We start from the raw sequence: 13,318 nt of genomic DNA on the forward strand, positions 1-13,318 counted from the left end.
CCGGATCCGTCCGTCCTGTCAGCGGGCGGATTCGTAGATCCGCCGCACCACGTCCTCGATCTCGGGCTCCTCGATCGACAGGTCCCGCACTTCGGCGCGCTCCGACACCGCCGCCAGCAACTGCGCGGCCGTGATCTGTTCCGGATCGAAGGCCAGCCGTTGCCGCATGCCGTCGGCTTCGGTGCCCAGCAATTGGGCCCAGGGCAGATCGTCGAAGTCCGGCGCCGGTTCGGCCAGGTCCACCACCAGCACCCGGCGCGCGCCGACGGTGGCCGCCAATCCGGTGAGCGATCCGTCGTACACCAAGCGGCCGTGGTCGGCGACGAGCACACGCTCGCAGAGCCTTTCGATGTCGCCCATGTCGTGGGTGGTGAGCAGCAGGGTAGTGCCGCGCTCGGCGCGCTCGGCCCGCAGGAACTCGCGCAACCGTTGTTTCGACAGCACGTCGAGGCCGATCGTTGGCTCGTCGAGGATCACCAGCTCGGGCGAATGCAGCAGGGCCGCGGCGACTTCCGCGCGCATGCGCTGGCCGAGCGAGAGCTGGCGCACCGGTGTGTCGAGGGTGTCGGCCATTTCCAGTTGCTCGATCAGTTCGTGTGCGCGCTCGCGTGCGGCATCCGGCGCCAATCGGTGGATCGCGGCGAGGATCGAGAAAGATTCGCGCAGCGGCAGATCCCACCACAGCTGGGAGCGCTGGCCGAACACCACCCCGATCCGGCCGGCCAGTTCGCGACGCTGCCGCACCGGGTCCAGCCCGCAGGTACGCACGGTGCCGGAGGTGGGCACCAGGATACCGGTGAGCATCTTGATCGTGGTGGACTTGCCCGCACCGTTGGCGCCGATGTAGCCGACGGCGGTGCCCCGCTCGATCCGGGCGGTCATCCCGTCGACGGCGGTGAGCGTTTCACGGCGCCTGCGCCAGCGGCGGCCGTTCTTGCGATACAGAATGAACTGCCTGGTGAGGTCCTCCATATCGATGATCGCCTCCGGGCCGGGGCGCCGGCTCGTTCTCATCCTCCGCCTCCCTGATAGTGCCGAGTGCCCGAACGCCACAGACCGAGCGCCAGCAGCCAGACCCACAGCGCCGCCACCGGAGTCAGCCAGGCCAGCCAGGCGGGCAGCAGCGGCGGGCCGGGCAGGCGCAGCAGCGCGAGGGTGGGCAGGTAGGCCGTGAACGCGACCGGAATCGCGAACCCGAACAGCAATCGCATGGGGGTGGGGAACACCGAAGCGGGTTGTGTCGCCGCGAACGAGCCGCCATAGGTGAAGCTGTTGGTGAGCTCGGAGCCGTCGATCAGGTAGAACTGCAACCCCGCGGCGCAGACGAACACGCCGCCGAACAGCGCGATACCGCCGACGAGCGTGAGGGCGAGCAGCGCGGCCGTGGTCGCGTCGCAGGCGATGTCGTTGCGCACCAAGCCCGCCGCCAGCGCGACGATCGAGACGGACGCGCGCGCGAACCTGCGCAGCGAGACATCGCTGGTGATCAGTTGCAGCAGCAGCGGTTGCGGTCGCAGATGATAGGCGTCGAGCTGGCCCATCCTGATCAGGACCGGCAGCGTGTCGAGGTGGCCGAACAGCACCTGGGACAGCGCGAAACTCGTGTTGCTCAATCCGAACAGCAACAGTGCGCCGTCCAGATCCAGTCCGCCGAGCACGCGCGCGGCGCGGAAGATCAGCCAGACTTCGGCCAACTCGACCAAGCCGACCAGCAGGGCGCTCAACAGCTCACTGACGAAGGACAATCGGTAACTGCGCTGTGCGCGGATCCTGGAGCGCAACACCGCGACGTAGGGTGTCGACCACGACCCGGCACGCGCGGCAGCGACCTCAACCACCCTGCACCTCCAGCCTGCGCCGGCCGGTGATCAGCAGCACGCGCCCGGCGACACCGGCCACCAGCACCCAGAACACCTGAACGCCGAGGACGGAAAGCGCTTGCGCACCGGTGATCCGGCCGGAGAGCACGTCGATCGGAGACTGCAGGATCGAGGGGAAAGGTGTGGCGGCCGCGAGCGCGCCCAGCCACGCGGGGAACATGTGCACCGGGACGAAGAGCCCGGCCAGGAAGGTCCCGCCGGTGTAGTACAGCACCCGGATGCCGCGGGTCTCCACGACCCAGAATCCGATCAGCACCACGATGAACCGGCACAGGAACGAAATCACCACGGCCAGTAGGACACTCACCGCGCCGAGCAGGTAGGGGCCGGCCGAGGCCGGCATCACCAGCCCGAAGGTGAACGTGCCCACCAGCACGCTCGGTATGCCGCGAGGCAGGAAGGTGCACGCCGCTCGCCCGAGATCGTCCGCGAGATAACCGCATTGGATATCGACAGGACGCAGGAAATCGATGGCGATGTCACCGTTCTTCACCCGATCATCCAGTGGTCCTAGGGATCCCATGAATTGCAACGCACCGAGCAGCCCCTGTGACAGCCATACGTAGGCGCCGATGCTGCCCCGGTCGTACCCGCCGAAGTCACCGCCGGCGTCCACCGCCGCGGCCAGGACGGCCGCGCGGACGAACCCGAATACACAGTTGGTGAACAGTCCCGCGAACATCGCCGCTTTGTATTGCCACTGTCTGCGGAATCCGGCGCCCATGAGCGATGTGTAGAGGGCGACGGCGCTGCGAAATCGTTCCCCCGACGGCACGCTGTCCGCCCCCCTCCGGTCTCCCGCGCACAAGGAGTCAACCCTACCGGCCCAGGTGGGCACGGGAAAGGCCTCTGCGCTGTTTGGGGGAAAAGGCCACATCCAGGCGTCGCGGATGTTAGAAACACTGTCACTTCAGATTGTGGAGCGCTCGCGCACGACGAGTAAGGATCGCCGATGACCGTCACCGAGATGACTGTTTTCGAGGCACTCGAATCCAATGTGCGCGGGTACTGTCGCTGCTGGCCCGCGGTCTTCGACACCGCCAGCGGAGCGTGGCTGCGCGATGAGACCGGCAAGGAATACCTGGATTTCTTCGCCGGGGCGGGATCACTCAACTACGGCCACAACAACCCCGTGCTCAAGCGGGCGCTACTGGACTACATCGCGGGCGACGGCATCACCCACGGCCTGGACATGTCCACCGTCGCCAAGCGGCGGCTGCTGGAAGCGCTGCGCGACAACGTCTTCGGCCCCCGCGGCCTGGACTGGAAAGTCCAGTTCCCCGGGCCGACCGGAGCGAACGCGGTCGAGGCCGCGTTGAAGCTCGCCCGCAAGGTCACCGGGCGCCAGACCGTGCTGAGCTTCACCAACGCCTTCCATGGCATGTCGCTCGGCGCGCTCGCGGTCACCGGAAACGCCGCCAAGCGGTCCGGCGCGGGGGTGCCGCTCGCGCATGCCATGCCCATGCCCTACGACGGATACCTCGGCATCGCCGACGACCTGCTCTGGATGCGCAGGGCGCTGGACGATCCGTCCTCCGGTCTGGACAAACCGGCCGCGGTGATCGTGGAGACGGTGCAGGGCGAAGGGGGTATCAACGTGGCCCGCGTGGAATGGCTGCGCGGGCTGGCCGAATTGTGTTCGGCCCGCGGCATCCTGCTGATCGTCGACGATGTCCAGATGGGCTGCGGCCGTACCGGGCCGTTCTTCTCCTTCGAGGTCGCCGGGATCACGCCCGACATCGTGACGTTGTCGAAGTCGATCGGCGGCTACGGCCTGCCGATGGCGTTGGTGCTGTTCAAGCCGGAACTCGATCAGTGGTCGCCCGGCGAGCACAACGGCACCTTCCGTGGCAACAACGCGGCATTCGTCACCGGTCGTGTGGCGCTCGAGCACTATTGGTCGGATTCCGTGCTGGAACTCGCGACTCTCGCCAAGGGTGAGCGAATCGCACGGGCGCTCGATGGGCTGGCCGAGGCGTTCGAGGGGGTCTCGGCGCGCGGACGCGGACTGGTGCACGGCGTTGTCTTCGAAGACGCGTCGCTGGCGGAGAAGGTCGGCCAGGCCGCGTTCGACCGCGGATTGCTCGTGGAGACCTCCGGCTCGGCGGACGAGGTGATCAAGCTCATGCCGCCCCTGACGGTCACCGACGACGAGATCGATCACGGCATTCGCCTGTTGACCGGAGCGATGGAGGCGGTCTGCGGTTGACGTGTTGCGGAAGTCTCACAGCGCTGCCGATGTGGCGGTGAGGTGCGAGTAATCGCGCTGCGATGAAGGCAAACGAGCCGCGACGTCGCACTAATCCGGACGCAACAGTCCGGTGGTGTCCTGGTAGTCATGCGAATGCCCTCCTGGCTCGGGAAGAGCAAGACAACCAGCATCTACGACAAGGTCGGCGGTCACGAGGCGCTCGAGGTCGTCGTGGAAGACTTCTACACTCGCGTACTCGCCGACGGTGAATTGGCCGGGTTCTTCACCGGCACGAACATGTCGCGGTTGAAGGGGAAACAGGTCGAGTTCTTCGCGGCGGCCCTGGGCGGTCCCCTCCCGTACACCGGCGCTCCGATGAAACAGGTGCACCAGGGCCGGGGCATCACCATGCACCACTTCGGTCTGGTGGCGGGACACCTGGAGGCCTCGCTCACCGCGGCCGGGGTGCCCGCCGACCTGGTCGCCGAGATCCTGGGCGCCGTGGCCCCGCTGGCCGACGACATCGCTTCCTCGCCTGCGAAGATCTGACACTTGGCAGGCGCTCGCACTGGCTGGCGGCGGACAGTGGTGCGGTGTCCGGCCCTGCAACCGGCTCGCAAGTCTCGCGGGAACTTCGGCTCGATCGCGGACACTGCCCGCCGTCGAGATGCGCGGGAGGAGAATCTCCGAGTGTTTGAGCTCCGCGCTCCCAGGGTAATAGCACTGGAGACCCGCATAGCTGCAGGTCTCCAGTGTGCTGCGCCCCCGGCAGGAATCGAACCTGCGACCTAGGGATTAGAAGGCCCTTGCTCTATCCAACTGAGCTACGGAGGCAGCGGGTTCCACGATGGCCGACATTGGCCGTGCTGTCCAGCGGGTCGATTATAGCGACCGTCCAGGTGGTCAAACTCTTAGCATTAGCAACGTTTCAGCCATCCCGAGACAGTAGGTGACGCGCCGGTGGTGATCCGCGGTCAGGATATCGGTACAAACCCGACCGGGCCACGGATTACTCGCCGAACTACGCTCAGTCGTATGTCGTCCGCCCCCACCTCGTCCGCCGCTCCCGAAGCCGAGGCCGTCCGGTCCGGGGCGACGTTCACGACGGTCACCGCGCTGGCCGGCGCCATCGCGGCCGTGGTCGCGGCACTGGTGGTGGGGCTGTCGGCGGCGCAGGCGCTGAGTCTGCTCGGCATCCCCGACCCGGGCGTGGCGACCACCTACGGCCTGCCCGCGGTGCGGGCGCTCGCCGATCTGGCGGCGGCCCTGACGGTCGGTTCGCTGCTCTTCGCGGCGTTCCTCGTGCCGCCGCAGGGCAACGGACTGCTGGACGTCGGCGGATATCGGGCGGTGCACCGGGCATCGAACTTCGCGGTGGTCTGGGCATGCTGCGCGGCGCTGCTCGTGCCGCTCACGGTCTCGGACACCACGGGCCGGCCGGTCGGGGAGGTGCTGCGGCCCGACGGTCTGTGGCGGGCGATCGGTCAGATCGAGCTGGCCGGGGCCTGGCGCACGACCGTCGTCTTCGCGCTGATCGTCGCGGTCGGCTGCCGGCTCGCGCTGCGCTGGGGCTGGACTCCGGTTCTGCTCGGCGGCGCGATCGCGACCATGATGCCGCTGGCGTTGACCGGCCATTCGTCCTCGGGCGGGTCGCACGACGTGGCGACCAACAGCCTGATCCTGCACCTGGTGGGGTCCGCCGTCTGGATCGGCGGCCTGTTCGCGGTGCTGGCGCATGCCTTGCGCGGCGGCGCGTACACCGACCTGGCGGCGCGGCGCTTCTCGCTGACCGCGACGGTGGCGTTCGCGGTCATCGCGGTCAGCGGCGTGATCAACTCCTGGGTCCGGGTGCCGCTGGACGAGCTGTTCAGCACCACCTACGGCAGGCTGGTGCTCGCCAAGGCCGCGGCGCTGGCGGTGCTCGGCGCGTTCGGTTATCTCCAGCGCCGCGCCGCCTTGCCCGCCCTCGCCGCCGATCCCCGCGACCGCTCGGCGCTGATCCGCTACGCTGGCGTCGAGGTGCTGATCTTCGCCGCGACCATCGGCCTCGCGGTCGGGCTCGGGCGCACGCCGCCGCCACCTCCGGATTCCGTTCCGACCCCCGTCGAAGTGGAGCTGGGCTACGACCTGGCCGGGCCGCCCAGCATCGCCCGCATGATGTTCGACTGGCGGTTCGATCTGATCTTCGGAACGCTGTCGCTCGTGCTCGCGGTGCTGTATCTGCTGGGCGTGCGGCGGCTGCGAGCGCGGGGTGACGCGTGGCCTGCCGGGCGGACGCTGGCCTGGCTGTCCGGGTGCGTGGTGCTGCTCGTCGCCACCTCCTCCGGCGTCGGCCGGTACTCGCCCGCGATGTTCAGCGTGCATATGGGAGCGCACATGGCGCTGTCGATGCTCACCCCGATCCTGTTCGCGCTGGGTGGCGCGGTGACGCTGGCGTTGCGCGCGCTGCCTCCGGCGGGCCGCGGCGGCGTGCCCGGCCCCCGGGAATGGCTGCTGGCCGCCGTGCACAACCCGGTGTCGCGTTTCCTGACCCACCCGATCGTGGCCTCGGCGATCTTCGTGGCGGGGTTCTACGCGCTGTATCTGGGCGGCATCTTCGACGCCTACGCCGACTCGCACGCCGCGCATCTGCTGATGAACACGCACTTCCTGCTCAGCGGTTACCTGTTCTACTGGGTGGTGATCGGCATCGACCCCAAGCCGAGGCAGGTCGAACCGCTGACCAAGCTCGCCATGGTGTTCGGCTCGCTGCCGTTCCACGCGTTCTTCGGCGTCGCGCTGATGAGCACGACCACGGTGCTCGGCGGCTGGTTCTACCGCGGCCTCGGGCTCGGCTGGAACGGCGATCTGCTCGGCGACCAGCGCACCGGCGGCAGCCTCGCCTGGGCGAGCGGTGAGGTCCCTCTGGTGGTGGTGATGCTGGCCTTGCTGATCCAATGGTCGCGCAGCGACAAGCGGCTCGCGCAACGCACCGATCGAGCCGCCGAACGCGACAACGACGCCGCACTCGCCGCATACAACGCGATGTACGCCGAACTGGCCAAGCGAGATGGAGAAGTGCGTAAGTGAGTGAACGCGCCACCGTGGTCTCCCCACACAGACCGGTCGGGCGGGTGGAACGGTCGCACGTGCGATCCGCGCGCAAGCGGCTGGCGGGGCAGATCCGCAAGACGCCGGTCTTCCACACGTCCGTGGCGAGCCCCTCCGGTCCGGTGCCGGTGACGATGAAGCTCGAGCATCTCCAGCACGGCGGGACGTTCAAGGTCCGCGGCAGCCTCAACGCGCTGCTGGAGTCGGGCGAGGAGGCCGATCATGTCGTGATCGCCTCCGGTGGCAACGCCGGTATCGCGGCCGCGCTCGCCGCCGCGCGACTGGGCAAGTCGTGCACGGTCGTGGTCCCGGAGACCGCCCCGCACACCAAGGTCGCCGCGATGTGGTCGCACGGCGCCGATGTGCTCTGGCACGGCACCACCTACGCGGAGGCCTCGGTGCACGCGGCCGAGCTGGCCGCCGAACGCGACGCGCTGCTGCTGCACGGCTACGACCTGCCCGCGGTGGTCGCCGGCATCGGTGTGGTCGGGCTGGAACTCGAGGAGCAGGTGCGCGGTCGGCCGCCGGTGCTGGCCGCGGTGGGCGGCGGCGGACTGGTCGCCGGGATCGCGGCGGCGGTCGGGCGCCGTCAGCAGGTCATCGGGGTGGAGCCCGAGGGCGCCGCGATCCTGCGCGCGGCGTTGACGGCGGACCATCCCGTGGACATCGTCGCGTCCGGGCTCACCGTCGACGCGCTGGGCCCGACGCGGATCGGCGATATCGCCCTCGACGTCTCGCGCCGGCACGGTGTGCGGTCGCTGCTGGTCAGCGACGACGCGATCAGCGCGGCACGCGAGTATCTGTGGCGCGAATTCCGCATCTTGGTGGAACTGGCCGGCGCGGCGGCGCTGGCCGCGGTGCACAGCGGAGCCTATGTTCCCGAGCCGGACGAGCGCCCGGTCATCGTGCTCTGCGGCGCCAATACCGACGTGGCGGTGTTCTGATCTCCGCTGCGTGAAACGCCCAATCTTCACAACTTGGGAAGCTGTGCACATTTCCGGATCGGCTCGCTCGGCGCCCGCGGAGCGGCGCACCCTGGAAGAGCCCTCCTGGAGGGGGAGGAGATTCCGGGCAGGCCCGGATCCGAATGTGAAGGGGCGTAATCATGTACGAGGCTCACGCGACGGTGATCGGAACGATCGCCACTCATCCGGTCAAGCGCGACCTCGCCAACGGCGAGCAGGTGGTGACCTTCCGGCTGGCGAGCAATTCGCGCCGGCTGGATCACGCGTCGGGGCAATGGGTGGACAACGGCACCTTGTACCTCACGGTCAGCTGCTGGCGCAGGCTGGTGGCGGGCGTCGACGCCTCCCTGCGGCGCGGCGATCCGGTCATCGCCTACGGCCACCTGCGCTCCCACGAGTACCGCAGCAAGGACGGTGTGGAACGACGGGACCTGGAGATGCGCGCTACCGTGGTCGGACCGGACCTGTCCCGCTGTGTGGCGCGGCTGACACGGTTGTCCGACCTGCCGTCGCGGAATACTTCCGAGGTGCCGAGCGCTGAAGCTCGGGTACCGGACGGCGATGCGCCGGGGGAGAATGTCGCAGCCGCCGGTTCGGCACGGCCACACAGCAGCGCACCCGAGCCTGTCGACGCTTGATCGCACGACCGGTTTCGTCCCGGCGGCAGGGTAGCTCTGCTTCGTCCCCTCATCTCACGCACCGATAGGCTTCACACTTATGGCTGAGTTCATTTACCAGATGAACGACATCACATAATCCCAGGTTGGACGATTCCGCATCGTGCCTTTTCGTCGCTGGTGTTTGAGGGTGTTGGTGGGTGCTGTGGGTGGGTCCGTGGTGACCTCTGACGGCCTGTACACGGCCTGCGATGGGGGCGGATGGGATCTCCTGTCCGCCGCTTTCGCATGTCCGGGTGACTTCCCTTCCCCTGCTTCCTCATACTTGCCGCCCTCAGCGGAACTCGGTCGTGTCAAGGGCGCTCTTTCCCTTGACTCGGCCGAGTGCAGCGAGACAATCGGCGGATGAGGAGGCAGGGGTTTCGCAACCAGCCAGTCCTCCACGTACGGAAGTCCGGCGGCGGGATTTCGTTCAGCAATTCATCCGCCCAGGTCAGCTCTGTTTCTGGAGTTCCAAGGACTGGACCACAGCCGGTGGACCGGGCAGGGTGCCGGCCGATTCGCGCTCGGCTGCGGGAGGTCAGTCGGGTACGGCTGTCGTCGTGCCCAGCACTGCTCGGTTATTGCAAAAGCGGCCCATAGTGTCCTGGAGCGACATTGTGGGCGCAGGTGTGCCGCCGACGTGCCGACGCGCCGGGCTCCCGCCAGCGCAGCCAGGGTGCCCGTTGCGCGTCGTGGCGCGGCGGCGGCGCGCATGCGCCGCCGCAGGCGCCCTTGATCCTATATAGCCAAATTCAGCAACAACTCGCACAACGTAGGGCGCGAAGATTCAGTCAGTCGGAGTTCGATTTGATCCGAGTACCAGCGCACGAATCGACTGAGCAGCTTCTTCCGGCGAAACCGTGTCGGTGCGGATCGTCAGGTCTGCGGCTCGCAGCAGCGGGGTTGAGTCCCAAGCTTGAAGCCGTGCCGCAGTGTCTCCGGTTTCTCTGGCGATAATTCGGGCTCGGGCTACATCACGAGAGCATCGAAGTTCGACAACTGACCAGCAGACTTCGGGCGTGGCCTTCATGACTGCCCAAATGACCTCGGGCTGGCCAGCATGGACGACAGGAATCTGGCGCGCGGCGAATTGAGAATTCAAACCGGGGCGGTCGATGCCGTAGCGGGCGGCGTATCGCTCGTTCATCCAAATCAGCTCTCCAGCTTCGGAGAGACGCTCAAACTCGGATGCGGTGGTCATTCGGTAGCCGACAGTTCGACCGGGGCCACACTTGATTCGCCGGAAGAGCTGAAAGGTTGGATCCAACTGGGTGAGAGCACCCGTAATGGTGTCCTTACCGTTGGCGGGTGCTCCATAGAGGATGACTCCCGCGCTCATTGGGTGGCGGGCTCGCGACGGATGCCTTCAATGAGGCGCTGAGCTTGGGTGCGCAGAGGCTCGCTGTCCGGGTCGTTGTCGATGAGAAGATGTTCGACTGCGGGTCGGAATTCAAGGTTGAGGTGCGAGCTGTAGGTGGCCCAGTTTGCAAGCTTCCATGCGTCACGTGCTGCGCCTCGTCGTCGGAGGTACATCAGCATCGTGTCGAGAGAGCAGCGGACCCAGACGAAAGTTGCATCGACGTCAGCTGTCTCGGCACGGGCGATCGTCTGGTCCAGCCAAGATCGGTCGGCAAACTCGCGGATATAGGGAGCCGCAGCGATGGCGGAGTTCCCACATTCAATGTTGTCCTGAACAACTGCGGCGAGGGCGTCGTACTCCCGCGGCCGGATTCGAGTCAGGTAGATGTCGGATTCTCGGTCATCAATGGTCGATCCGAGATCCTCAAGTGCGGGCTCGATGATGGGCCGCGCAATCGTGTCCTTATCCAAGAGTGCCCAGCCGGTCTCACGGGCGAGGGTCCGCGCGAACTCGCTTTTGCCGCTCCCAGGGAACCCTCCGACGTAGATCACTCGCGGCCGGATGGGTCGGACGGGTGAGGCCAGGGTGAGGCTCAGCGAAGTAGGGGTAGTGACGACGCGGCCGGATCGGTCATGGCTGGCGATGTAGCCGTCTGCCGCGAGCTGCTCCATTGCCTTGGTGATGGTGAGCTGACTTGCCTGCCACTCCTGAGCCAACGCGCGGGTAGTCGGAAGCCGCTGACCATCACGCAGGCGTCCGGACTCGATGTCGTTCCGGATGGCCTGAGCGATCCGCAGGTGCGCGGGTGTCGCAGTCGAACGCTGGGGGCCAGGCACGAACCGTCTCCTTCGGTAGCAGTTGCCTCCCAGAGGGTATCAGGCGCTTCTGACCAGTTGACCTGGGCGAATTTCCGGTCTGGACGGTCTGTTGTAACGATTCCCGAAAGTACTTGCTTCCCTAGGAAAGCACTTGCTACCGTTGTGACACAACGCACGATTGCACCTACCGGGGAGGCCCTGAGATGACCGAGAACTACGCGCGGCTGCTGTTGCTGGGCAGAGAAGCCTTGTCGATTCAGGAGCGCTGGTTGCTGGCCTGGCTGTTGGCGCGGCCGAACCGGATGTCGATCGCCTTCGAGGAAGTCGCGGGCTTGGGTCCGCTGGGTTCGCGGGCGTTCCGGGAGATGTGCGCGCGGTGGCGTGAGTGCGGGCTGCTGACGGTGGCCTACAACGAGGAGCACGACGCGCACCTGTCGCAGGCCACCGACTTCGCTGAACTGGTTCTCCGTCTGAGCCCGGTGGAGTGGGTGTTGGCGACCGCTCCGCAGGCGCCGGTGGATCTGGACAACGTGATCGAGTTCGGGGCGGTGGCGTGATGGCTGACGTGGTGATGCCGGAGACGTGGATGTCGCCGAAGCGGGAGATTCTGATCCGGGCTCGGCAGTCGATGGGGCTGGGACTGGAGGCGTTCGCGGAGCGGCTGAACGAGCTGATCGGCCCGGTGGCGTGGCCCCGTGTGCCGCTGACCTGGCAGGCGATCGACGTGTGGGAGACCGAGCTTCAGCCGCCGGATCACGTGGTGGACGCGGCGCTGGAGCTGTTGCGGGTCACGCAGACGCCCTGGTCGGTCGGCATCGACGCGGCGGGGGTGTCGGCATGAGCGAGCAGACGCGCGGGAATGTCATCACTTTGCGAGGTCGGGCCGCTGAGCCGTTGCGTCCGCCTCGGCTGACGTTCGCCCGACGCTGTGTCTGGTGTGGTGAGCTGGATTGCCAGCACCCGGATTGCGTTGCTCTGCACGAGGTCTCGGTGTGGGCCGTGTGCCGTCAGTGCGATGGCACGGGGTTGGCGTTCTCGGGGCCGCAGGGTTGCACGTGCGCGTTCGGCCTGATCCATGTGGCCCCGGCTGTGCAGCGCGTGCTGTACACCACTCGCCGCGGTGAGGTGGTGACCGAGCAGGGGCATTGGTCCAGCTACAACGACCGCACCTACTACGCGTTCCAGCATCCGGAGCACGAGGTCAAGCGGGTCAGCGCGGCCGTCCCGGATTCCGATCAGGCCAAGCGGGTCACTGCGGCCGATCCGCTGGACATGAGCACCGGGCAGGTGGCCCTGTGACCACAGCACAGGCTATCGGCACGGCTCCGGTCGGTGCGGTCGCGCCGAACCGTCAGACTGCCGCTGAGCGTCGAGCGATGCCCGACCTTCGCGATATCGCCGAAGCTGTCGCCGAACAGCATGGCGTATGCGCCCGCGTGGTCCCGATGCGCGCGGTCGACACCAACACCGGCCGCGTCTCCTACGTCGGCGCTCCGTGCAAGGCCACCGTGGCAACGACCTGCCCGGCGTGCGCAAAAGCGAACAAGTACGTGCGAGTGACCCAGCTGCGGGAGGGCTGGTGCGCCGAACACGAACCCGTGCAACCGCAACCGGTGGTCACCGAAGCCCAAGCCGAAGTCCTGGCCACCCGCGCCGACCAGTTCAACCGGTATCACGACGCTCGCCGCGAGGGCGATGACGAACTGGCCGAGGCCATCAAGGATCTGGTGGCCGACCTCGATGCCGAGCTTCGCGAACTCGGGGTGCGTGACCGTCTGCCGCCGTTGGATGCCAAGCCGCGTCGTAAGGCCAAGTCGACCCGTCGCCGTGATGACGTGCCGGACCTGCCTCGCAAGAAGGTCGCGCGCACCACGGTCGGCACCGCCTACGCGGGCGGCCGGTATCGGCCCTCGACGTTCCACACCCTGACCGTGGATTCCTACGGGGGGATCAACCGTGTCCGTGATGAGGAGACCGGACAGATGGTGTCGGATGGTTCTCCGCGCGATCCGGAGTCTTACGACTACGCGCGTGCGGCCCGCGACATCATGCACGTCAAAGCGCTGTTCGACCGGTGGGTGCAGAACCTGCGTCGCGCGGTGGGCTGGAACGTGCAGTACTGGGGCAGCGTGGAGCCGCAGAAGCGCGGGGCCCCGCACATCCATCTGGCCATCCGGGGTTCGATCCCGACCAAGCTGCTGTATCAGGTGACCGCGGCGACCTACGTCAACATCTGGTGGCCGCACTTCGACCAGGAGGTCTACACCGGCGACAACATGCCGGTCTGGGATCACGCGGCCGGCACTTTCACCGACCCGACGACCAGGCGGGCGCTGACCTACTGGGATGACGCCC

14 protein-coding genes and 1 tRNA gene are annotated in these 13,318 nt (G+C 67.3%); 9 read left to right on the forward strand and 6 right to left on the reverse strand.

The window, feature by feature from the left end:
- Positions 1–18 precede the first annotated feature (18 nt).
- From NG1_RS27965 to NG1_RS27975, 3 genes are read right to left on the reverse strand one after another with little or no spacing between them, the layout of a single operon-like run.
- Positions 19–1,014 (reverse strand): ABC transporter ATP-binding protein, encoded by a 996-nt coding sequence (locus tag NG1_RS27965; RefSeq protein WP_062975707.1) that lies wholly within the window; start codon positions 1,012–1,014, stop codon positions 19–21.
- On the reverse strand, positions 1,011–1,838 hold the full coding sequence (locus tag NG1_RS27970; protein ID WP_062975709.1) for an ABC transporter permease: 828 nt from the start codon (positions 1,836–1,838) through the stop codon (positions 1,011–1,013). Before NG1_RS27970 ends, NG1_RS27965 begins: the two co-directional genes overlap by 4 nt.
- Positions 1,831–2,604, reverse strand: a complete 774-nt coding sequence (locus tag NG1_RS27975) for an ABC transporter permease (RefSeq protein WP_062975711.1) — start codon at positions 2,602–2,604, stop codon at positions 1,831–1,833. The genes NG1_RS27970 and NG1_RS27975 overlap by 8 nt, the downstream gene beginning before the upstream one ends.
- 228 nt (positions 2,605–2,832) lie before the next feature.
- Between NG1_RS27975 and ectB the strand changes: the two genes are divergently transcribed.
- The gene (ectB, locus tag NG1_RS27980; RefSeq protein WP_062975713.1) at positions 2,833–4,089 is read left to right on the forward strand and encodes a diaminobutyrate--2-oxoglutarate transaminase; all 1,257 of its coding nucleotides are present in this window, start codon (positions 2,833–2,835) and stop codon (positions 4,087–4,089) included.
- A 129-nt stretch (positions 4,090–4,218) separates the two neighbouring features.
- Positions 4,219–4,620: a group I truncated hemoglobin gene (locus NG1_RS27985; protein WP_062975714.1), complete on the forward strand. Its 402-nt coding sequence runs from the start codon at positions 4,219–4,221 to the stop codon at positions 4,618–4,620.
- A 211-nt stretch (positions 4,621–4,831) separates the two neighbouring features.
- Here the strand turns inward: NG1_RS27985 and NG1_RS27990 are convergent.
- Positions 4,832–4,905, reverse strand: a tRNA-Arg gene (locus tag NG1_RS27990).
- A 201-nt stretch (positions 4,906–5,106) separates the two neighbouring features.
- Between NG1_RS27990 and NG1_RS27995 the strand changes: the two genes are divergently transcribed.
- From NG1_RS27995 to NG1_RS28005, 3 genes are all read left to right on the forward strand, one after another.
- Positions 5,107–7,140 (forward strand): bifunctional copper resistance protein CopD/cytochrome c oxidase assembly protein, encoded by a 2,034-nt coding sequence (locus NG1_RS27995; protein ID WP_062975716.1) that lies wholly within the window; start codon positions 5,107–5,109, stop codon positions 7,138–7,140.
- A complete protein-coding gene (locus NG1_RS28000) occupies positions 7,137–8,105 on the forward strand; it encodes a serine/threonine dehydratase (protein WP_084499244.1) in 969 nt (322 codons plus the stop codon). Before NG1_RS27995 ends, NG1_RS28000 begins: the two co-directional genes overlap by 4 nt.
- A gap of 161 nt (positions 8,106–8,266) precedes the next feature.
- A complete protein-coding gene (locus NG1_RS28005; RefSeq protein ID WP_084499245.1) occupies positions 8,267–8,764 on the forward strand; it encodes a single-stranded DNA-binding protein in 498 nt (165 codons plus the stop codon).
- A gap of 808 nt (positions 8,765–9,572) precedes the next feature.
- Here the strand turns inward: NG1_RS28005 and NG1_RS35965 are convergent.
- The gene (locus tag NG1_RS35965) at positions 9,573–9,986 is read right to left on the reverse strand and encodes a kinase (protein ID WP_245660088.1); all 414 of its coding nucleotides are present in this window, start codon (positions 9,984–9,986) and stop codon (positions 9,573–9,575) included.
- Positions 9,987–10,120: 134 nt separating this feature from the next.
- Positions 10,121–10,981: a P-loop nucleotide/nucleoside kinase family protein gene (locus NG1_RS28010; RefSeq protein WP_062975720.1), complete on the reverse strand. Its 861-nt coding sequence runs from the start codon at positions 10,979–10,981 to the stop codon at positions 10,121–10,123.
- Positions 10,982–11,166: 185 nt separating this feature from the next.
- On the opposite strand from NG1_RS28010, the gene NG1_RS28015 reads away from it, so the two are divergent.
- From NG1_RS28015 to NG1_RS28030, 4 genes are all read left to right on the forward strand, one after another.
- The gene (locus NG1_RS28015; RefSeq protein ID WP_062975722.1) at positions 11,167–11,520 is read left to right on the forward strand and encodes a hypothetical protein; all 354 of its coding nucleotides are present in this window, start codon (positions 11,167–11,169) and stop codon (positions 11,518–11,520) included.
- Positions 11,520–11,804 (forward strand): hypothetical protein, encoded by a 285-nt coding sequence (locus NG1_RS28020; RefSeq protein WP_062975724.1) that lies wholly within the window; start codon positions 11,520–11,522, stop codon positions 11,802–11,804. Before NG1_RS28015 ends, NG1_RS28020 begins: the two co-directional genes overlap by 1 nt.
- Complete coding sequence (locus NG1_RS37040; RefSeq protein WP_157114269.1) at positions 11,801–12,262, forward strand: hypothetical protein; 462 nt, start codon at positions 11,801–11,803, stop codon at positions 12,260–12,262. Before NG1_RS28020 ends, NG1_RS37040 begins: the two co-directional genes overlap by 4 nt.
- 77 nt (positions 12,263–12,339) lie before the next feature.
- Positions 12,340–13,318: replication initiator (locus NG1_RS28030; protein WP_218019006.1), on the forward strand; the 979-nt coding region annotated here is incomplete at its 3' end.

This window comes from Nocardia gamkensis NBRC 108242 (assembly GCF_001612985.1).
Classification (GTDB): Bacteria; Actinomycetota; Actinomycetes; order Mycobacteriales; family Mycobacteriaceae; genus Nocardia; species Nocardia gamkensis.